This is a genomic window from Cloacibacterium sp. TD35 (genome assembly GCF_028864635.1).
In the GTDB taxonomy this organism is placed as follows: Bacteria; Bacteroidota; Bacteroidia; order Flavobacteriales; family Weeksellaceae; genus Cloacibacterium.
Window position 1 is genome coordinate 1,514,477 of the sequence record NZ_CP104850.1, and the last position, 20,778, is coordinate 1,535,254.

At 33.4% G+C, this 20,778-nt stretch carries 15 protein-coding genes; 4 read left to right on the forward strand and 11 right to left on the reverse strand.

What is annotated here, in order from left to right; all coding sequences use genetic code 11:
* Positions 1–6: 6 nt before the first annotated feature.
* From N7277_RS07070 to N7277_RS07085, 4 genes are all read right to left on the reverse strand, one after another.
* Positions 7–1,446 carry a TolC family protein gene (locus N7277_RS07070; protein WP_274778872.1) on the reverse strand — a complete coding sequence of 480 codons (1,440 nt, stop codon included), beginning with the start codon at positions 1,444–1,446 and terminating at the stop codon, positions 7–9.
* Positions 1,430–4,606, reverse strand: coding sequence for an efflux RND transporter permease subunit (locus N7277_RS07075; protein ID WP_274778873.1), 3,177 nt, complete (start codon positions 4,604–4,606; stop codon positions 1,430–1,432). The genes N7277_RS07070 and N7277_RS07075 overlap by 17 nt, the downstream gene beginning before the upstream one ends.
* Positions 4,607–4,629: 23 nt before the next feature.
* Positions 4,630–5,712 (reverse strand): efflux RND transporter periplasmic adaptor subunit, encoded by a 1,083-nt coding sequence (locus N7277_RS07080; protein ID WP_446715135.1) that lies wholly within the window; start codon positions 5,710–5,712, stop codon positions 4,630–4,632.
* 127 nt (positions 5,713–5,839) lie between these two features.
* Positions 5,840–6,217, reverse strand: a complete 378-nt coding sequence (locus tag N7277_RS07085; RefSeq protein WP_274778874.1) for a hypothetical protein — start codon at positions 6,215–6,217, stop codon at positions 5,840–5,842.
* A gap of 149 nt (positions 6,218–6,366) precedes the next feature.
* Between N7277_RS07085 and N7277_RS07090 the strand changes: the two genes are divergently transcribed.
* Positions 6,367–7,005, forward strand: coding sequence for a 4'-phosphopantetheinyl transferase superfamily protein (locus N7277_RS07090; RefSeq protein ID WP_274778875.1), 639 nt, complete (start codon positions 6,367–6,369; stop codon positions 7,003–7,005).
* On the opposite strand, the gene N7277_RS07095 is transcribed toward N7277_RS07090, so the two are convergent.
* The 4 genes from N7277_RS07095 to porU all read right to left on the reverse strand — a co-directional run bounded on the left by N7277_RS07095 (position 7,002) and on the right by porU (position 14,831).
* Positions 7,002–9,236 carry an FUSC family protein gene (locus N7277_RS07095; protein WP_274778876.1) on the reverse strand — a complete coding sequence of 745 codons (2,235 nt, stop codon included), beginning with the start codon at positions 9,234–9,236 and terminating at the stop codon, positions 7,002–7,004. The two genes, N7277_RS07090 and N7277_RS07095, sit on opposite strands and share 4 nt — an antisense overlap.
* Before the next feature lie 118 nt (positions 9,237–9,354).
* Positions 9,355–9,678, reverse strand: coding sequence for a YegP family protein (locus N7277_RS07100; RefSeq protein WP_274778877.1), 324 nt, complete (start codon positions 9,676–9,678; stop codon positions 9,355–9,357).
* 93 nt (positions 9,679–9,771) lie between these two features.
* Positions 9,772–10,899, reverse strand: a complete 1,128-nt coding sequence (gene porV, locus N7277_RS07105; RefSeq protein WP_274778878.1) for a type IX secretion system outer membrane channel protein PorV — start codon at positions 10,897–10,899, stop codon at positions 9,772–9,774.
* Between the two features lie 11 nt (positions 10,900–10,910).
* Entirely contained in the window at positions 10,911–14,831 is a 3,921-nt protein-coding gene (gene porU / locus N7277_RS07110) for a type IX secretion system sortase PorU (RefSeq protein ID WP_274778879.1), read from the reverse strand.
* Between the two features lie 164 nt (positions 14,832–14,995).
* On the opposite strand from porU, the gene gldJ reads away from it, so the two are divergent.
* Together gldJ and N7277_RS07120 are read left to right on the forward strand one after the other, a co-directional pair.
* A complete protein-coding gene (gldJ, locus tag N7277_RS07115) occupies positions 14,996–16,609 on the forward strand; it encodes a gliding motility lipoprotein GldJ (RefSeq protein ID WP_274778880.1) in 1,614 nt (537 codons plus the stop codon).
* 63 nt (positions 16,610–16,672) lie between these two features.
* Positions 16,673–17,947, forward strand: a complete 1,275-nt coding sequence (locus N7277_RS07120; protein ID WP_274778881.1) for a UDP-N-acetylmuramoyl-tripeptide--D-alanyl-D-alanine ligase — start codon at positions 16,673–16,675, stop codon at positions 17,945–17,947.
* 33 nt (positions 17,948–17,980) lie between these two features.
* Here N7277_RS07120 and N7277_RS07125 read toward each other — a convergent pair whose 3' ends face one another.
* The gene (locus N7277_RS07125) at positions 17,981–18,556 is read right to left on the reverse strand and encodes an NUDIX hydrolase (protein WP_342455282.1); all 576 of its coding nucleotides are present in this window, start codon (positions 18,554–18,556) and stop codon (positions 17,981–17,983) included.
* A 73-nt stretch (positions 18,557–18,629) separates the two neighbouring features.
* On the opposite strand from N7277_RS07125, the gene N7277_RS07130 reads away from it, so the two are divergent.
* Positions 18,630–19,019 carry an SRPBCC family protein gene (locus tag N7277_RS07130; protein WP_274778883.1) on the forward strand — a complete coding sequence of 130 codons (390 nt, stop codon included), beginning with the start codon at positions 18,630–18,632 and terminating at the stop codon, positions 19,017–19,019.
* 50 nt (positions 19,020–19,069) lie between these two features.
* Here the strand turns inward: N7277_RS07130 and N7277_RS07135 are convergent, their stop codons facing one another.
* Complete coding sequence (locus N7277_RS07135) at positions 19,070–20,116, reverse strand: anhydro-N-acetylmuramic acid kinase (RefSeq protein WP_274778884.1); 1,047 nt, start codon at positions 20,114–20,116, stop codon at positions 19,070–19,072.
* A gap of 54 nt (positions 20,117–20,170) precedes the next feature.
* Positions 20,171–20,764, reverse strand: a complete 594-nt coding sequence (locus N7277_RS07140) for an LPS export ABC transporter periplasmic protein LptC (RefSeq protein WP_274778885.1) — start codon at positions 20,762–20,764, stop codon at positions 20,171–20,173.
* Between the last annotated feature and the right edge of the window lie 14 nt (positions 20,765–20,778).

Genomic DNA, 20,778 nt, shown 5'->3' on the forward strand with positions numbered 1-20,778 from the left:
AATATTTTATTTCCAGCCTCCGCCTAAACTTTTATAAATTTCGACTACAGAGGTGAGTTGGTTTTTTTGTGCTTCTACAAGTTCTATTTTAGCATCTAGTAAATCTCTATTATTCATCAATACTTCAAGATAGTCTGCTCTAGAATTTTTGAAAAGAAGTTGAGCAATGTCTATTGATTTTTCTAATGCTTTACTTTCTTGGTTTTTTAATTCATAATATTGATTAAGGTTTTTGATTTTTGACATTTTGTTAGAAACCTCTAGGTAAGCGTTCAGTATGGTTTTATCATATTCATACAATGCTTCTAACTGTTTAGCATTGGCATACTGAAAATTGGCTTTAATTGCAGATTTATTAATCAGTGGTCCTGCTAATTCACCAGCAAGGTGATAGGCTACTGATTCTGGAAATTTTACCAAATAACTTGGTTTAAAGGCTTCTAACCCTAGCGAAGCAGATATTCCCAAAGAAGGGTAGAACTCTTTACGAGCCACTTCTACATCTAATTTTGAAGCGGTAAGTTCATATTCTGCTTGTCTAATATCTGGTCTGTTTTCCAGCAATTGAGAAGGAATTCCTGTAAAAATTTGTTCAGGAAGAGGAGGCATCATATTTTCGGTAGAGCGTTCAATATTTTGCGGAAATCTTCCCGTTAAAGCATTAATTATGTTTTCTTTTTCGGTAATGTCTTGTTTGATTACATATTCTTCGGCTTTTGATTTTGCTAATTCTGCTTCGAATTTTTTCACAGCTAATTCGGTAGTTGCCGCTGCTTCTTTTTGAATTTTTGCTATTTCTAGAGCTTTTTCATTAATCTGAATATATTGATGAATAATATCTAACTGGCGGTCAAGAGCAATAAGTTCATAATAATTATTTGCAATTTCTGCAATTAAATTGGAGAGAATGAAATTTTTTCCTTCTACAGTAGAGAGATAATGTGCCACTGCAGCATCTTTTTCGTCTCTTAACTTTTTCCAGATATCTATTTCCCAACTTGCATTTAACCCACCTTCATAATTAAATAGTGGGTCTGGAATAGGTTGGTCTCCTTCCATTTTGGTACTTGCATCACCAGCGCCTTCACTGGTGTATCTTCCTGCTTTTTTTACGCCAATAGAGCCACCCACATTTACAAAAGGAGATAGTTTCCCTTTTTGATAAAGAACATTGCTTTTGGCCATTTCTATTTCTTGATAAGTTTTCATCAGCTCTTGGTTATTGGCCAAAGCTGTTTCTATCAATTTTTGAAGATTTTGGTCTGTGAAAAACTCCTTCCAAGGATTATTTCCTATGTTTCTTGTTCCATCATTGGTAGATTGAGCGAAATTTTTAGGGAGATTTTCTTTCGTTTCATCTTTAATCACAGTAGGCATAGGAGCTTTACAACCTATTAATAATATGGTGAAAAAAGAAAGGCTTATGTTTTTATAAAATCGGTTCATTATTGTCAATTTCTTCGGTTAAAGGATTTTCGTCTTCGTGTTCTGCCATTCTGAGTTTATCTGAAATTGTTCCGAAAAGGAAGTATAAACCTGGAATAATGATAAGTCCAAAAACGGTTCCTATCAGCATTCCTCCAGCTGCTGCTGTTCCTATGGTTCTGTTTCCTATAGCTCCCGGTCCAGTTGCTATTGCTAGTGGTATAAGCCCAGCAATAAATGCAAATGAAGTCATCAAAATAGGTCTAAAACGTAAAGTAGCGGCTTGTATAGCTGCTTTGGCAATTTCTTCTCCAGCAGCTCTTCTTTGTACAGCAAATTCTACAATTAATACTGCATTTTTTCCCAATAAACCTATGAGCATAATCATGGCAATCTGTGCATAAATATTATTTTCTAAACCAAATAATTCTAAGCACAAAAACGCTCCGAAAATCCCAATTGGTAAGGATAAAATAATAGGTAATGGTAAAACAAAGCTTTCGTACTGTGCTGATAAGATGAGGTAAACAAATCCTAAACATACCAAGAAAATATAAATAGCTTCATTTCCTCGGCTTACTTCATCTTTAGAAATACCTGCCCAATCGATGTCAAACCCTCTAGGTAAAGTTTTTTCGGCCACTTCTTTTATGGCATTAATCGCTTCACCACTACTGTATCCTTCAGCGGGATTACCACTTACCTCAGAAGAATTGTAAAGATTATGACGAGTAATTTCAGACATTCCATATACTTTTTCTAAGTGCATAAAATCTGAATAAGGAACCATTTGGTCTTTATCATTTTTAGTGTATAATTTGAGTAAATCTTGTGGCAATGCACGATATTGTGGCCCAGCTTGAACAATAACCTTGTAAGGTCTGTCAAATCTTATAAAACCCGTTTCGTAATTAGACCCAATAAGTGTAGAGAGATTATCCATGGCTTTTCCTACGCTTACTCCTTTTTGCTCTGCCATATCATTATCTACTCTCATCATGTACTGAGGGAAACTTGCGGAATAAAAAGAAAAGGCATTACCAAGTTCTGGTCTTTTTTTAAGATCTTCTACAAATTGTTTGCTCACTTCTTCCATTTTATGATAATCACCACTACCAGCTTTGTCTAATAAACGAAGTTCAAAACCTCCTGCTGCTCCATAACCTGGGATAGAAGGTGGCTGGAAAAACTCAATATTAGCTCCTGGAATTTCTTTGGCAATCTCTTCTAACTGTTCTATGATTTCTGTAGCAGAATGTTTTCTCTCACTCCAGTTTTTAAGATTAATTAGACAAGTCCCAGTATTAGAACTTGTTCCTTCGGTAAGAATTTCGTACCCGGCTAATGAAGAAACAGACTGTACGCCTTCTATCTTTTTCGTTTTTTTCTGCAGGTCTAAAGCGATTTTATGTGTTCTCTCTAAGGTAGAGCCTGGCGGAGTTTGTACTATGGCGTAAATCATTCCTTGGTCTTCTCCAGGGATGAATCCAGAAGGAACCTTGTTGCTCAAGAAAAATGTTCCCAAACAAAAAATCAACAATATCGGAAGGGTAAACATTTTTTTTGTGACAAATTTTTGAAGTAATCCTTCGTATTTATTTGCACCTCTGTTGAAGAAATTATTAAACTGATCTAGAAAATTATTGACAGGTGTTTTCTTTCTTTGTTTTCCGTGATTATTTTTGAGAATTAAAGCACACAGAGCAGGGGTTAAAGTAAGTGCAACTAAACCAGATAGGATAATTGCGGAAACCATAGTAATGGAAAATTGTCTATAAAAAACACCTACAGGTCCAGACATGAAAGCAATAGGGATAAATACAGATGCCATTACCAAAGTGATGGCAATGATTGCGCCACTTATTTCGTGCATGGCTTCTTCAGTAGCTTTTAACGGAGAGAGATTTTTTTCTTCCATCTTGGCATGTACTGCTTCTATCACTACTATGGCGTCATCTACTACCACCCCAATTGCCATAACTAACGCGAATAAGGAAATAAGATTTAAGGTAATCCCAAATGCAGACATTACTGCGAAAGCTCCAATTAATGAGACGGGAACGGCAAGTGTAGGAATAATGGTTGAACGTAAATCTCCTAAGAATAAGAATACAACAATTGATACCAGAATAAACGCCTCGAAAAGAGTATGAACTACTTTTTCCATAGAAGCATCCAAAAATCTGGAAACATCATAACTTATTTCATAATGCATACCTTTTGGGAAGTCTTTTTTTTCTAATTTGGTCAAGAGTTCTTTTACATCTTTAATTACTTGACTCGCATTAGAGCCATAAGATTGCTTAATGGTAATTGCTGCAGAAGGTTTCCCGTTTAAGGTAGAGTAGATATCATACATCATGCTTCCAAATTCTACCTCTGCTATGTCCTTTAACCTTACAAATTCACCATTAGAATTCGCTTTTATAATAATATTCTTGTATTCTTCTTCTTTGGTAAATCTACCGGGATATTTGATGACGTATTCGAAACTTTGTGAGACTTTACCAGAACTTTCGCCAGTTCTACCCGGAGAAGCTTCTAAACTTTGTTCGTTTAAGGCTTCCATTACTTCATCAGCAGAGATGTTGTAAGCAGTCATTCTATCTGGCTTTAACCAAATTCTCATGGCGTACTGTCGGTCTCCTAAAATATCAGCAAAACCTACACCGTCTATTCTTTTGAGTTCAGGAAGAATATTGATATCTGCATAGTTGAACAAGAATTTTTGGTCTGCTTTCTTGTCATTACTGTAAAGATTTACATACATCAACATGTTGGGCTCTTCTCTGGTGATTTTCACCCCTTCTCTTACTACAATTGGCGGAAGTTTATTAACTGCAGACGAAACTCTGTTCTGTACATTTACTGCAGCAATATTAGGGTCTGTTCCTAGGTTAAAAACCAATTGTATAGAGCCTTCTCCGTCATTTCCAGCATCAGAAGTCATGTATTTTAAACCCGGAACTCCATTGAGAGATTGTTCTAGCGGAATGATTACAGATTTTACCATTAATTCATTATTAGAACCAGGATATTCTACTGTAATATTTACTTTGGGCGGCGAAATAGATGGAAACTGCGTCACTGGCAATTCTATGAGGGCAAGCGCACCGAGAAAAACTACAATCAATGAAATGACTATAGAGAGAACGGGTCTTCTTATATATTTATTAAACATAATTTTTTAAAGGATTTATGAAGTTAATTCGCTTTTATTTTTAAAGATTTGAAAACTTCTTGAGGGTTTACAAATTTTATTTGCACGTGTTGATTGTCTTTTACTTTTTGTACGCCTTCTAGCAAGAATTTTTCATTTTCTTGAAGTCCGTTTGAAACCACGTAAATGTCTGGTAGCTCATGAGCAATAGTTATTTCTCTAGACTTTATTTTTCTGTTTTGGTCTACTACAAAGACATATGTTTTGTCTTGAATTTCGTAAGTCGCTTTTTGTGGAATCTCTAGAACATTCTCAAGAGGCAATGACATTTTTATTTTTCCTGTTTCGCCATTTCTCAGTAATTGATTAGGGTTAGGGAACTTAGCACGGAAAGCTATATTTCCTGTTTCACTATCGAATTCACCTTCTATGTTTTGAATAAATCCTTTTTCTGGAAATAACTCACCGTTTGCCATGACCAGATTCACTCCTTTGTCACCTCTTTCTGCGGCATGCATTTGATAGTTAAGATATTCTGGTTCAGAGAGGTTGAAATAAGCGTAAATGCCAGAATTATCTGATAATGAAGTAAGTAAATCTCCTTCGTCTACCAAACTCCCTAATTTTAAAGGAATCCTATTGATAATCCCTGAAAATGGAGCTCTAATGGTGGTAAAAGATAATTTGGTCTGAGCCAGTCTTAATTCTGCTCTTGCTGCATCTAGTTTTGCTTTTGCCATTCTTTGTTCGTTTCTAGAAACTACATTATTTACAGCTAGTTTGGTTGCGTTTTCTAGTTCTATAATAGATTGGTCTACTTCCGCTTTTGCTTTCATCACTTCTGCCTGAAGAATTTGAGGCATAATTTGAAACATAGGTTGTCCTGCATGTACATATTGGCCTTCGTCTACGTATATTTTTTGTAGAAATCCTTTTTCCTGAGCACGAATTTCAATGTTTTTAGCAGATTGAATTTTGGCTACATATTCTTTAGTAATATCTGTATTTGTTTTTAGGGGAATAGTAGCTGGATAAATGGAATTTTCTACTTTCTCTTCTTTTTTTTCTGAACAGCTAAATGCCAGTAATAATACCATTAGACTTACTAATGATGTGAATTTTTTGATCATCATATGATTGAAAATTTATGAAATTTAAAATGGTAAAGTGCACATAATCAATGTTTAATGACTTATGTGTAATGAGGTTTTTCTCTTAAATAAGAGAAATTTTAAGAAGGGGAAAATAGAAAAATCAAATTCGTAGATTACGAATCAGAATGTAAATTTTAGATTGTAGAGTGAGTAAGGTCTTGTTTCTTAATTCTATTTTTTTCCAAATAAAATCTGTAGGAATATTAAAATTAAGATGATAAAGATGATCTGCTAGAGAAAAATCAGAGAAACCTCCAGAATGTGAAAGCTCTTCTTCGTCTAACTCAAAAACTACATTGTCTAAATTTTGTGTTTCATCTGAAACACTTATAAAATTATTGCCTTGTAAATGTTTTTCTATGTTTTTGTGAGAAGAAACATTTTCAACAGCAAACGTTTTAGGAAATACATGAAGTTTTCCTCCTACTAATAAAAGTAAGAGAATATTGGTAATGATAAATTTAGACCAAGTCTTCACGCAGTAATTATTTCAAGGGACAAAATTACTATTATATTGAATAGTTAAATCATGATTAACAAAAATTAACATTCTTAAACTTTTAAATTAAACGTTTTAAAAAATTATAGAATTGAAATTATTTAGTAATTTTACCGTAAAATAAATATATGCCTTTCTATCATGATTATTCTGATGAAAATGCTGTAATTCTTTATTGGAAGTATAGTGATGATGACGAATTTAACGCAGAAGAACTCATAGAACCCGAAAATCTGGAAAAAGCCAAAGATTATCATCCCAAAAAGTTATTAGAACATTTGATGGTAAGAAAAATGCTAAAAATGCTACTTCCAGAGCACAAAATTCTTTATAAAACCATCGGCGAACCTTATCTCTGGCCAGATTCAGCACACATTTCTATCACGCATTCTTTTCCATTTGCTTCTCTAGCGGTTTCTAAAAACAGAGTAGGAATAGATTTAGAGAAAATAAATTCTAAGATTCTAAGAATCAAGCATAAATTTCTACACGAATCAGAACATGTTTGGACTCAAAATAGAGAAAACGAAGTAGATCTATTGACGATTATTTGGGTAATCAAAGAAAGTCTTTACAAGGTACACTTGTCTAAATATTGGTCGTTAAAAGATCATTATCAAATATTTCCTTTTGATATCAATAACCTTTCTGAAATAAAGTGCAGAGTTTTTGATGATTTTTTCAGTCATGATTTTACTGCAAAAGTTTTTAAAATAGAAGATTTTTATTTCGCCATTGTAGAAGAAAACCGCGATTTAGAAGATTAATCAGTTACTTTTTCTGCAATTTTTCTTTGGTCACGAGCCTGATTATAAATAAGTTCTAGCAATTCTCTGATGTTTTTGAGCTCAGTAAGATGAGAAATATTTTTAGGATCTCGTCTGTCATAGAATTCATTTTCGGTGATTTCTTCTTTTCTTTTTTCTAAAAGTTCATTCACCAAATCTTCTGGCGTGAGCTTGCTTTCTGCAAAATCATCTTTTTTAATTTCTTGTTTTTGCAAAATAGCGATGGTGCGAGAAAGTTCAGCATTAATCTTATTTTTCCAATTTTCGAAGTCTATTTCACGATAAACTGTGTTTTTTTGTGCATACTGAGAAAGAGATGCGCTGTAAGCGGTAAAGAGGTGAGAAGTGGTCACAAATTGGTGTACGTTTTCTAAATTTTTCTGTTGACCTTTTGGGTCAGAAAGCATTTTCTGGAAATTATCAGAAAGGTTTGCCAAACTCACTACAGCGTGTTTTCGGCTGATTTTATAGTCTTGAATGGCGATACTTTTTTGCTGAAGAATTTCAATGATAGTATTTAAATATTTATGATTGGCAAGGATGTAATTCAGCATAAAAGTTTTGTTTTTCTGATGTTCCCAAACGGGTAGAACCAGGTAAGAAACTAGAAAAACAATTACACCTGCAATTGCAGTGTCAATCAATCTTTCGATAAAAAGTTCTGAAAATTCTCCTGGTTTTAGGAAGTTGAACATCAAGAAAATATAAATCGTCATGAAGAATACAGACCATGCATATTTATCTTTGAGTAAACTGAAGGTGAGAACCAAACAGATTAAGAAAATCACAAATTGTGCAATAGGATTCGTGAGGAAATAAATGACAAACAATCCAGCAGCGGCTCCGCCGATTGTTCCGTATAATCTAAGAATGTTTCGGTGTTTGGTAATGCTGTAAGCAGGCCTCATAATCGCCAAAATGGTAATGAGAATCCAGAAAGTCTTTTGAATATGAAAAATTTCGATTTTGGAAATAGTGTAAGCTACTAATAATGCAGTAGTTATTCTTACGGCATGTCTGAAATGATTAGACTTGATAGAGAAATTTTCCAGAAAAACCTTTGAGTTAAGTTTTTCTTCTTTTTGTACAAATTTTTCTAAATCTAATCCTGTAGAAAGGCTTTTTGCTAATTTAATATCTTGAGATTTTAAAAGATATATTTTTTGAGTCTCTTCTGAAATGGCAGAAATTCTATGCATGATTTGTCTTAAAATCATGAAATCTTCTAGCGTTTCAGCATTCATGTGTTGGTTTCTGAGTTGGTAGTATTCTTCGTGCAGGGCGTGAACTTCTGCAGAAATATCAGAAATGGGTGAGGTTTTTAAACCTCCTTGAATAGAGATTCCTATGTGAACTAATTCATTGGATAGTAAATTGAGGTAATTGTGAATTTTTTCTAAAATATTTTTATTGCCAAAAGTATTTTGAAGTTTTCGATAGTCGTTGGTTGAGGTCAATAAAATCTCATAAAGGTCTAAGGAATTTAAGAAAAGCTGCATCAGTAATCTACTGGTAGAAGTAGATTCTCTGACGATTTGTCGGGTTTTGAAAACTACTTCTCTTGTTGCTTCTTGGTGTTCTTTGATTCTAACTTGTAATGCGAAAATTTGCTTATAAAGAGAATCAAAATCTGGCTTAGAATGGTAAAATTGAGCTTTCAGTTTCAAATAATTACCCAATTCTATATAATTTTCGCCAATCATTTGTTCTGCCAGTTTATAGGGTTTAATAACCGTTACCAGCATGAAAACCAAGATAAACCAAATTCCGCCTAAGGTAAAAATTATGGCATTATAAAATGCAGAATGACCACCTGGAGCCCCATCTATAAAAATCGCTAAAACCACTAATGTAAGGGAACCTACAGCTGCTAAACGCTGTCCGTAAACGCCTAACATGGTAAAAAACATACCAAATAAAATAATTTCTAGAAAGATAAGCGGTGGAAAATTTTTTACTAATCCTGCAATGAGGGAAACAAAAAAGTAAAATCCTACTGCAACAATAAGTGCATTTCTTCTTCGGTGAAAAGGACCTGTAGAATCCGTAAGTGCTAGGAAAAGGGTTCCTAATGGGAATAAGAAAAATTCTTTCAGCAAACCTAAATATGCCAAAATAATACTCGGGATTACAACGGCTAAAGCAATTCTAGTTCCTGAATAGATGTATTGACCAGTGATAAATTTTTTAAGTTCCGAAGCATAATTCATTTTGCAAAGATAGCAATTGTCTCGGAAGTCTGATGGGTATTAAATGTTACTATACTTTGAATTTTTACTAAAAAAACAAGCGCCGAATTGAAAATTCGGCGCTATTATTAAAAAGATTTTAATCTTCTACAACTTCTGCATCTGGTGCATTTTTCTTAACAGATTCTATACCGTTTTCTCTAGCTGCTTCAGATTCGTAGAGTTCACTCGTACCTATGATTTGCCCGTTTCCAGCTTTTAAGTTGAACATTGGTTTACCATTGTTACTTACTTTTCGCTCATATTTTGCATCATCTGGAGCATTTTTTTTCACAGATTCTACACCGTTTTCGCAAGCTGCTTTGGTGGTGTAAACTTCGCTGGATAAAATTACTTGTCCGTTTCCAGCTTTAAGGTCAAATTTAAAGCCAGTTGCTGTGGTTTTCATTACAAATTTTCCCATAATCTTTTGAAATTTAGTGATATTCAAAGTTATAGAAAATAAAAAAAATCTCAATGTTAAATTGAGATTTTTTAAAATTTATTTCAAAAGATGTTAATAATCTTCATTGTTATAAGATTCTTCGCCAATGTTCCAAGTAAGGCCAAATCTTAAGGTATTATCAAGAGCGGTGTTTACTTTAGAAGTATTGATGAGGTAAGATAAATCTAGGCCAAAAGAGTTGTAATTAAGACCTACACCCACGGTAGCAAATTGTCTTGCTCCTTGAATTTCACTCTCTCTGAAATAACCAGTTCTCACAGAAAAAGCATTATCGTAAGAGTATTCTAAAGAACCGCTATACATGATGCTTTCTTTATTGCTAAAAGATTTACCAATTCCTTCTATTACGCCTACATTTGGAACGTTTCCTGTGCTGTCTGGACCTGGAACGAGTAATTTAGAAGCTTCTAAAGTCAAACCAACTTTGTTTACTTCGTCTAAAAACAAATCGTAACCAGCACCTAATCTAAAAGTAGTAGGTAAATATGAACGTGAATTTTCGTCACCTGTGTAGTCTAATCTTGGGCCTAAATTTTGAATTGCCCAACCTGCTCTTACTCTTCCTTCGTAATCACCAAAACTGGTATGTTTGAAAGTCTGTAAATAACCAGAAACGTCTACTGCAAATGAATTGGCTGGTTTAAGAGAGCTATCTGTGTTAAATCCTCCAGATAAATCAGAACGGATGTATCTACCAGTTACCGCCATAGAGTAAGTATCAGATAATTTTAAAGCATAAGCTACATCTATTGAAAATTCATTAGGTTTTGCAGTTCCTTCATTTACTACTTCGCTTCCTACTAATCTGGTAAGGTCTACAGAACCCATGTTAAAGTAGTAAATACTTGCAGAAAGTGAAGAACGATCTTCTTCTCCTAACATGGTATTAAAACCTAAATACATTAAAAATACATCGTTGGTAAGTTTTCCCATCCATGGAGTATAACTTACTGCAGCAGAAGATGTATTTCTACTAAATGGATACTTAGAAGCATTCCAAAATTGTGAAAAAGCATCTGCGCTTGTTGCTACACCTTGGTCTCCTAAACCTCCAGCTCTAGCATCTGGAGAAATCCTTAAAAAAGGAGCTCCTGTAAGCACAGGATAAGTATTTTGTGCCATCGCCAAACTTCCGATTCCAATACTTAGCCCTAAAAAGAGTTTTTTTGTTAATTTCATATTTGTTTTTTCTATTTTAAAATCACTAATTTTTCTACTAAAGAGGCAGTTCCTTTACATTTTTCTTGATTTTGACTCTTTACTAAAACTTTGTAAATGTAAGTTCCTTTTCCTACAGGAGCACCAAAATCATCATTTCCGTCCCATTCTATGGCAGTTCTGTGTGTTCTATATCCTTCTAAAAATGGAGTAGAAGTAACAGTAGTACTGAATGTTCTTACTAATTTTCCTGTAATGGTATAGACTTGAACATTTACATCTAAAACATCATCACAATTGTGCTCAAACTGTATATAGGTCTTACTGGTAAAAGGATTCGGCCAATTTAGTAATTTTTTAATAACTAAATTTTCGGCTTCTGGATCTCTTACTACAAAGTTTAACGTTTGAGTAGTCGAATTATTGTTAATGTCCCAAACTTTAAAGGTCAGTTGGTGATTTCCTGGTTTTAGATTTTGGAAAGGATAGAGTACAGAGCCTTTTTGATAATCTAAGAAAGAAGCATTGATGCATCCGTTTCCTGTTCCTGGGGTGTAGAAATCATTTAAAACGGTAGTATTAATGACTTCGCCGTCAAGAACTACGGTGATGTCATGACCAATTCCTGAACCAGTAGAGTTAATTCCTGTATTGTCTGTTACACATGCCAATAGGTTAGGATTAGAGTCTGTAATTCCTCCATCTACAAAATTGGTGTTATTTAAGTACAACTGAACTTTTGGAACTTCATTATCATTAATCCCATTAGGATTGATATCTCCTATTTTTTGTGTTTTATTATTGAACACATCAAAAACATTATTATCTGCATAAGCCAATATTCTACCGTCTCCCACAGTATAATTGATGTCTTTTGGCATATAGAATTCTACGGTAAAAGTTCCATTAACAACTGTTCCAGAAGCTTTCACAATCGGGCTTCCTTCTTCAAAATAATTAAGAATTGGTGTTAAGTTTCCATCATTGTTGAGGGTCTTCTTGGCTAATTTTTTATCAAAAATATTGATGACTATTTTACCGTTAAACGTATTGTCAATAGCTCCTGACTGATTATTAATGTGACCCGTAATTTTTACAAAATCTAGCGCTCTTAGTTGGCCAACAACAGGTGAATCAATATTGTCTATGGTAATGAGATTTTTGGGTCTGCTCAATTTAAGGGCCGGATCACCCAAAAGATTTACTTTTAAGTGGTTAGAATCTACTCCATATTCCCTTTTTGCAGTAAGGAAAGCATCTCCAATAGACAAAAAGTCGTTATTAAATAATTTGAAAAGATTTCTGGTAAAGGTTTCTGTAAATAGTCTTCCGTATACGGTAGCAATCGCCCTAGAAGAGGTAATCATAGAATTGGCTCCACCTTGTGGTAGTTTCATGACTTGCTCACCAGCAGATGAAGTGTTATGATCATCCCAAAGTGTAAATTCGCAGGTAATGGTACTCATAAAAGGAAATCTGCTGTATGCGTTATTGTAATTATTAAAAGCAGCAATTTCTTGAGTGGTAAGAACTCTTTCCTGTGCCCATCCATTGATTCCTCCGTGTCCGAAATAATACAAGTATAAACTGTTGCTCATGGCATTGGTAATGGCTTGATTTACTTGCGGAAATCTTTGTCCACCAGCTGTACTTTGACCAGGAAAAGCATCTAAATATAATTTTTTGACATTATATTCAGGTTTATCTGTATTTCCTTCAAAATTATTGGCCAAGACCAAGTTCATCACATCATGGAAAGTTCCTCTAAGATATGGGTTGCTACTGGTGTCTACACGGCTGTCTTGGTCGTCATCTACCACAAAATTCATTTTTAATCTCCAATCACCGAAAGGCGAGGACTGACCAGGGATTGCATTGTAATAGGAAAGCGTTTTGTCTACTAAATTTTTAGCCTCAGCAATATTTTCTGCAGGAAGTCTTCCTACTGGGATATCTGGGAGTATAGCATATATGTAATTGGTGTTTTGTGGATTGGTCATCCCAAAATAATCATCCGTTACGAATGATGCTTCAAAGTTTTCACTGTAATCACTTTGGTAACTAGGGATGTAATTTTTATTATTGGTTGTAATGTTTCTAAAATCAAACGTAGTGTCTCCTAGAATAAGTACGTATTTTAGCGTTCCCGATGGGGTATTTAATTGGGTGATGAAATCTCTGATCGCTGTTAAATCTTGTCCACCAGAAGAAAATTCATTGTAAATTTTTTTTACATCTGCTACTTCTACATGATAATTTTTTTGAGTTCTGTAATAATTGGCAATTCTCTCTGCCTGTGGAGTGAAATCACGAGTGGTGACGATGAGATAATCTACATTTTTTAAACCAGATAAATCTTGATTTTCTACTTTTTCTACAAAAAGTGGTTCATAAGAAGCAGAATTTTTGAAAGCTACAAATTCATTATTAAAATTCGGAGAGTTTGCTACATAGCCAAAAGAAAACTGTGCACCAGAAGCTTTATTGACTATTTTTTTAGCATTCGTAATGTCTGAAACATCCCAAATTTGCTCTACATTTGTGGCATTATCTACAGTAAAACCATAAGTTTGTCCAGAGCCAGTAGGGATTTCATAGACCCTAAAGTTCATCTGAGCATCATTATATAAAAGATCTTGTTTGTATTGAACTTCTGCATAATCTAGATAATAAGCAACCAATGGATTAGAAGATTCTAATGTATAATCTATTTTGATAGTGTTTCCACTTAAATTATTAGCATAGAGAGACCAAGGAATTTCTTTAATTTTTAATTCAGGAGTATTATTTACCGTAAAACTGCTATTGTTTTGTCCATTTACACTGTATGTAATTTTATCATTGGCCGCATTTTTCACATATACAGAAGATTTTATTCTTACAGTATCGGTGGGTTTAATAGCGGTTTTTGTAGTAAATGAAATAGATTTATTACTGTTAAAAGCGTCACCTACCCAAAGTCTACCAATATTTAGAAAATTGCTTTTTTCCTCATTGATGAATTGATAGTCATCATAGCGGGTAAATATTTTGGAAGAAGGATTAACATCTGACAGTGTTACTCTTTTTCCTTCACCTTTATCAAAATTGATGAAATAATATGCGTAATTTTCGTAAATATTTACACTGTTGTCACTGATGTGGGTAAGTCTGGTTTCGTTACGTTTGTAACCATTTCCATTATTCGTATTATAAAGATTATAACCGTGAGGCCCTTGAGCATAGAATAATGTGTAATCGTTTTCGTCCCATTTTCCGTCTTCTTCACCAATGACTTGTATAGCATTTTCTTGTAAAGCTGCATATCGAAAGTCTTGATTGTATTCAGGTAACATTAACCCACCATTACCATAAATTCTGAAGTTTTTAGGGTTTATGTTTGATGGATTGATGCCATTATCCCTCAAAAATTTCGTAGTAATTTTAAAAATTCCAGATTTATCAACTTTAATTTTATAAAAATTTCCAGATTTTAAAGGATTTTCTGTAGTGCCAATTAAATCAGAAGTTCTAGATATTCTTTGATTAGTAGTTGTTTTTTTTACCAATTCAAAAGAAGTTAATCTATAAAGTGTGTTTTGATCTTTTTTAATAGTAGCAATAACTACATTGGTCAAGAATTGCCCGTTAATGGTTTGCTTTTGACTATTAGAATGAGCAATTTCGTTACTCGGAATATTATAGGAGTTTAAACCAAAAATTTGATGATTAGGAATTTTTTCCCAAGTTAAATTTTTAAAATCATATTGAGAAAATTCCTTTTCTTTTTTAGTAAAAGTAAGATAAGGAACTCCATTAATCACAGAGTAATTTTCGTTTTTAAAAAACGGAAGATTGTACTGGAAACTTCCGTAATCCATTATTTTATTTCCTTCCCACTCTATAGTAGTCTTTTGACCGAATAAATGGCCAATAAAAAATACATAAAGAAGTAGTAATAAATTTTTTTTCATGGTCTAAATTTGCGATACAAAATAAACGAAAAAAACAAAATTTTCATATCAAACAATAAAATAAATTTTAATACGTTAAAAAAAACATAAAAAATCTTACTTTTGATGTTTGATTAATAAAATAAATTATTTTTCTTTGTAGCTCGAAATTATCTAAAACAATTATGAAAAAACTAAAGTTTATTTCATTGCTTACACTAGGTGCAATATTACTTCTAACCAGTTGTGGTGGAGGCGGTAAAGTAAAAAGTGGAGGTGGAACCAAAAAATTTACCAGCAAAACAGGTTGGAAACCTAATGACTCGAAAGGTTGGTTCTTTACTGGTAAAAAACAAAAACCAAAAGGATGGCCAGGAATGGTCTATGTAGACGGAGGTACTTTTACCATGGGGTTGGTAAAAGACGATGTAATGCATGATTGGAACAATACCCCAAGAAGAATGCAGGTGAGTGCATTTTTCATAGGTGAGACAGAAATCACTAACTATGAATATAGAGAATACGTGACTTGGCTTAAGTTTGTATTCCCTCCATCAGATCCTAGTTTTAAAAATATCTATACTGGTGCTTTACCAGATACTTTAGTTTGGAATAACAAATTATCTAGAAATGATTATGCAGAAACGTATTTTCGTGCTCCAGAATATGATTACTATCCTGTAGTAGGAGTTTCTTGGCAACAGGCAGCTAGATATTGTGATTGGCTGACGAATGTTACGAATGAAAAGGAATTAATGAACCAAGGCATTATCAGCAAAGATTATTATACGAACGATGCAAACAATCAAGGCCCTAACGCATTTAATCTAGATAAATTTAAAGCTAATGATCCTGAATTAGATGCATACCTAAATAAACAAAGATTACAACAAAAATCTGGTATCAAAACTTCTAACGCTAGAATTCAAGCGGCAAACAGAAACGCAACCGCAGGCTTAGTAACCAAATTCCGTCTTCCTACAGAAGTAGAATGGGAATATGCAGCGCTTGGTTTACAGAAAAATAGAGAGTATAACAACTACCTAGGAAAAAAACCTGAAATTGAAAAATTAAGAGGCAAAAAAGGTAAAAACAGAGGGATGTACCTAGAAAACTTTAAACAAGGTAGAGGTGACTATTCTGGTGTAGGTGGTTGGAATAATGACGGTTCTCCTACAACTGCAGACGTAAGGCAATATCCTTCTAATGATTTAGGAATTTATGGAATGTACGGAAACGTAGCAGAATGGACGGCAGACGTTTACAGACCAATCATAGATGAAGAAGCCAGCGATTTCAATTACTACAGAGGAAATATGCCACAGCAAACTGTGAAAAATGCTGATGGAACTTATAAAAAAGTAGATCCAAAAGACATGAAGTTCGAAAGATTAGCTGACGGTAGAGAAATCTACAAAGGCTTACCTGGAACTTATGAAAGAAAAACTGTAGAAGATCAAAGAAATTACAGAGATGGTGATTTCATGTCTTCATTAGAGGCTGGTTATGGCAAAGAAGCAGATAGCTCTATGGCAGATTACAATATGTATAATTCTCCAAAAACTCAATTCATCGTAGATGATAAAGGTAGAGTAATTTTACAAAAAGATAATAAACCTAGAACAACTAAAGTTTCTAATACTGTAAGAGTTGTAAAAGGTGGTTCTTGGATGGATACAGCATATTGGTTAGACCCGGGACAAAGAAGATTCAAAGAAGAATCTAAATCTTTCGGATGGATTGGTTTCCGTGTAGCACAAGATGCTAGAGACACCAATAATAAGAGAACGAAGAGATAAAATTTCTTTTAAATAATTTAAAATCCTTTCCTTTTTTGGAAAGGATTTTTTTATTTTTACCAAATGAATATTACAGATTTTTATGCGCTTTATTTACAAGCCAATAAAGTAACCATAGACAGCAGAAAAATTGAAAAAAATGATATTTTTTTCGCCTTTTCTGGTGATAATTTTAATGCGGCTACTTTAGCTGAAGCAGCAATAGATAATGGTGCTCTTGCCGTAATCGTAGAAGATAAAAATTTTGAAAATACCGCTAAAAATATTTTTTATGTAAAATCTACTCTAGAGTTTTTACAAGATTTAGCAAAACATCACAGAGCACAATTGAGAATTCCTATTATTGCTTTAACAGGAAGTAATGGGAAAACCACCACTAAGGAAATCATTCATGCTGTTCTTTCAAAGAAATACAATACTCAATATACTTTTGGAAATCTCAATAATCACATTGGTGTTCCCTTAACCATTCTTTCCATAAAGCCAGAACACGAAATGGCGGTTGTAGAAATGGGTGCTAATCACCAAAAAGAAATAGAATTTTTATGCACTATCGCTCAACCTAATTTTGGGTATATTACTAATTTCGGAAAAGCACATTTAGAAGGTTTCGGTGGAGTAGAAGGTGTAATCAAAGGGAAATCTGAATTGTATGATTACCTCAAAACAAATAATCAATTTGTAGTAGTGAATGAAAATGATCCTATTCAAGTTGAAAAAACAGAAGGATATGATTTGGTGATTCCTTTTGGAAGAAGAGATTCTGAATTTTATTTCGAAAAATTCACAGAAAATAATTGCGTAGGAATTATTTATAGTGATATAGAAGCACTATCTAAACTTACGGGAGATTACAATTTTACCAATCTTTGTGCAGCTACCAGTTTAGGTTTGTATTTTGGGATTGATTTTAATTTAATCAAAAAAGCCATTGAAGAATATACACCAACCAATATGCGTTCGCAAATCGTGAAAAAAGGAGATAAAACCTTGGTTTTAGATACTTACAATGCGAATCCTAGTTCTATGAAAGTTTCATTAGAAAATTTCAATGATTTTATTGGAACTAAGACCATCATCATTGGTGATATGCTAGAATTGGGAGAAGAAAGCGTAACGGAACATTCTCAAATTTTAGAATTGGCGAAATCGCTTAATTTTAATGAAATCATTACTGTTGGGCCAAATTTTAAAGAAGTAAATGCTTCTGGAGTGGCATTTTTAAGCACTCAAGATTTAATCAGTTATTTAAACGAAAATGAAGTTCATTCGCAGAACATATTGCTGAAGGCTTCACGAGGAATCGCACTAGAAAAAGCATTAGAATTCATTAAATAATAAAAAAGGTTGAAAGTAAAATTTCAACCTTTTTTAAATTGCAAAAACCTCGCTCAAAATCAGCTTTATATTTTTAAAAGTATTCGGCAAAACTTCTTGTTTTATTTCACTTTGTGTTTTCCATTCTACTTTTGTAATTCCTTCTTCGGTTTGAGGAATAGGTTGTTTTTGACCTACATATGTCATTTTAAACCAATGCGTAGCTTTTAGAATTCTTTCTTCCTTTCCTTGTCTTTTTTCTTTGTAAATATGGAAAGTAGTATTCACAAAATTTTCCAGAATAAGCTCAGTAAGTCCAGTTTCTTCTTCTAATTCTCTGAGTGCAGCATTCTCTAGAGACTCTTCAAGTTCTATTTTACCTTTCGGTAAATCCCATCTTCCTAATCTGTGAATGAAAAGGATTTTGTTTTCATGATTGAAAACAATTCCTCCTGCAGCCTCTACCACTCTGTGCATAGAAGTAAGGTCTTCCCAGATTTCATCTAAATGTTCGCCGTAGATGTTAATCTCTGGTGTAGAAGTGTTTTCTAATAAATCAAGGGCAATTTCTACCGTTGTAGTCCCTTCATAAGGCAAGTTCTTCTCAATGGGAATTGGAGATTTACTCATGCTTAATCTTTTTTCATTGACAAAAACTTTATACATTTGTAATTATATTAATTTTTACAAAAATATTAAAAAAATGAATTTAGAAGGAAGAAAAATTGTAGTAAATAAATCTTCAAAGCAACTTTTTGAAATGCTTAAAAATCCTGAAGATTACAAACACTTAATGCCAGATAGTTTAACCAGTTTTGAGCACAGAGAAGATGGCTTTAAATTTGGTTTAAAAGGAATGCCAGAAGTTGCTCTTAAAATCGCTGAATTGGTAGAAGGCCAAAAAGTAGTTCTGAAATCTGCAAGTTCTTCATTAGACTTCTCACTTACAGGAAACATCTCTCCAGTAAACGAAAACCAAACAGAAGTTCAGTTATTATTCGATGGAAATTTTAATCCATTCATCAAAATGATGGTAGAGAAACCATTACAAAACTTCTTAAACGCACTTACAGACAAGTTAGAGCAATTGTAATAACATTTAAACGATAATTAAAAGGTTTTAGAATTATTCTAAGACCTTTTTTATGCCAGTATTCCGCTACAGTGATTCTCTGAACTTCCTGTTGCCGAACAAAGCACATTTACCTCATTTCTGAGTCTTAAAACGCCCATAAAAGCGAAAATAAGCGCTTCTTTGAAGTTTATAATGTTTTCATCTGGAATAATGAGTTCTGTATGAGATTTTTTTCGAATTTTTTCTAATAAAAAAGTGTTAAAAGTTCCGCCACCAGTTACCAAAATGGTTTTGAGTTGATTATCATTAAAAACTTTGGTAATTTGCTCGGCAATATGTTCTGTCAAAGTAGCGATGATATTTTCTGGAGTTTCGCTTTTTAACAAAGGAAAAACCTCAGAGTTCACAAACTCTACGCCGAGTGATTTGGGAGCGGGTTTTTGATAAAAGTTTAAAGCGTCTAATTGCTCTAAAATTTTGAAATTAATTGCACCATTTCTGGCAAAATCGCCGTTTTCATCATAGTTTTTGCCTAATTTTTCTGAAAAGAAATTCAAAACTACATTTACAGGGGAAATATCAAAAGCTATTCTTTGATGGTTTTTCTGTAAAGAAATATTAGAAAATCCGCCCAAATTGAGACAAGCATCATATTGCGAAAATAAAAGTTCATCACCTATGGGAACTAATGGAGCACCATTTCCGCCCATTAAAACATCTTGACTTCTAAAATCGTAGATTATAGGCTTTTTGGTGATTAATTTTATGGCTCTTCCATCACCGATTTGCAAGGTGAATTTTCGTTGTGGTTGATGAAAAACAGTATGTCCGTGAGAAGCAATAAAATCTAAATGGGTAATATTATTTTTAGAGATAAATTCTTGTGTTTTTTCGCCGAGATAGAAGCCATATTCTTTGTCTAGCGCCAATAAATCTTCAGCCGAAAGAAGAATAGCATTTTGCAGACGATTTTTCCATTCTAGAGAATATGGAATGGTTTCGGTTTTTAGAATTTCAAATTCCCAATGTGTTTCATTTTGGAATTGAGCATAGCAAATATCTAAACCATCAAGGCTGGTTCCGGACATTAAACCAATGGCGAAATATGTTTTCATGAAGTTTTAAAAACCTAAAGTTACAAAGAAATTATCAAGAAAAATAATAGAAACTTAATTTCCAGAATTCGGCATTTTCTTCACATTGAAGTCTCCCGAATTATTGTAAAAGGTATATTCAGAAAAATCATCTTTTGCATTCATTCCATTTGCCGCCACGAAAATTGAACCGTCTTTATCTGTAATGAATACGGTGTCTTTAGTGTACATTCTTTGTTTCGCTTTGTCCCAATAAATAGATTGCATTGCAAAAGTTTGTCCTTCATTATTGATGACTTTTACATTTCCTCTAGCTTCGTAGAATTGCTTTTTATCGATGATTTTGGCATATTTAGCCCAAAGTTTTCCTGGAGTTTTTGGTTTCTTAGAATCATAAAATTCTAGATACAGACCTTTTCTTACCACTACATAAGGAGTGTCTATAAACTCATATTCTTCAAGCAAAGGTGCTTTGAAACGCACTTTTACCATTCCAGAATCCTTTTTTACAATATCTGCATTATAGATAATTCTAGAAGCGAAATTGGTGCTTTTTTTATCATTTACTTTAGCCAAATCTTCTTCGCAAGAAGTCAAAGCAAAAAATATAGCCAAACCTGAAAAGGTGACTATATTTTTAAATAATATTCTTGAGAATTTTTTCTGCATTTTTATAGATTTAA

Excerpts from the sequence above, each read along its gene's own strand:
- N7277_RS07070 (WP_274778872.1), bottom strand. The coding sequence starts at position 1,446 with ATGAACCGATTTTATAAAAACATAAGCCTTTCTTTTTTCACCATATTA.
- N7277_RS07075 (WP_274778873.1), bottom strand. The coding sequence starts at position 4,606 with ATGTTTAATAAATATATAAGAAGACCCGTTCTCTCTATAGTCATTTCA.
- N7277_RS07090 (WP_274778875.1), top strand. The coding sequence starts at position 6,367 with ATGCCTTTCTATCATGATTATTCTGATGAAAATGCTGTAATTCTTTAT.
- N7277_RS07095 (WP_274778876.1), bottom strand. The coding sequence starts at position 9,236 with ATGAATTATGCTTCGGAACTTAAAAAATTTATCACTGGTCAATACATC.
- N7277_RS07100 (WP_274778877.1), bottom strand. The coding sequence starts at position 9,678 with ATGGGAAAATTTGTAATGAAAACCACAGCAACTGGCTTTAAATTTGAC.
- porV (WP_274778878.1), bottom strand. The coding sequence starts at position 10,899 with ATGAAATTAACAAAAAAACTCTTTTTAGGGCTAAGTATTGGAATCGGA.
- porU (WP_274778879.1), bottom strand. The coding sequence starts at position 14,831 with ATGAAAAAAAATTTATTACTACTTCTTTATGTATTTTTTATTGGCCAT.
- gldJ (WP_274778880.1), top strand. The coding sequence starts at position 14,996 with ATGAAAAAACTAAAGTTTATTTCATTGCTTACACTAGGTGCAATATTA.
- N7277_RS07120 (WP_274778881.1), top strand. The coding sequence starts at position 16,673 with ATGAATATTACAGATTTTTATGCGCTTTATTTACAAGCCAATAAAGTA.
- N7277_RS07125 (WP_342455282.1), bottom strand. The coding sequence starts at position 18,556 with ATGAGTAAATCTCCAATTCCCATTGAGAAGAACTTGCCTTATGAAGGG.
- N7277_RS07130 (WP_274778883.1), top strand. The coding sequence starts at position 18,630 with ATGAATTTAGAAGGAAGAAAAATTGTAGTAAATAAATCTTCAAAGCAA.
- N7277_RS07135 (WP_274778884.1), bottom strand. The coding sequence starts at position 20,116 with ATGAAAACATATTTCGCCATTGGTTTAATGTCCGGAACCAGCCTTGAT.
- N7277_RS07140 (WP_274778885.1), bottom strand. The coding sequence starts at position 20,764 with ATGCAGAAAAAATTCTCAAGAATATTATTTAAAAATATAGTCACCTTT.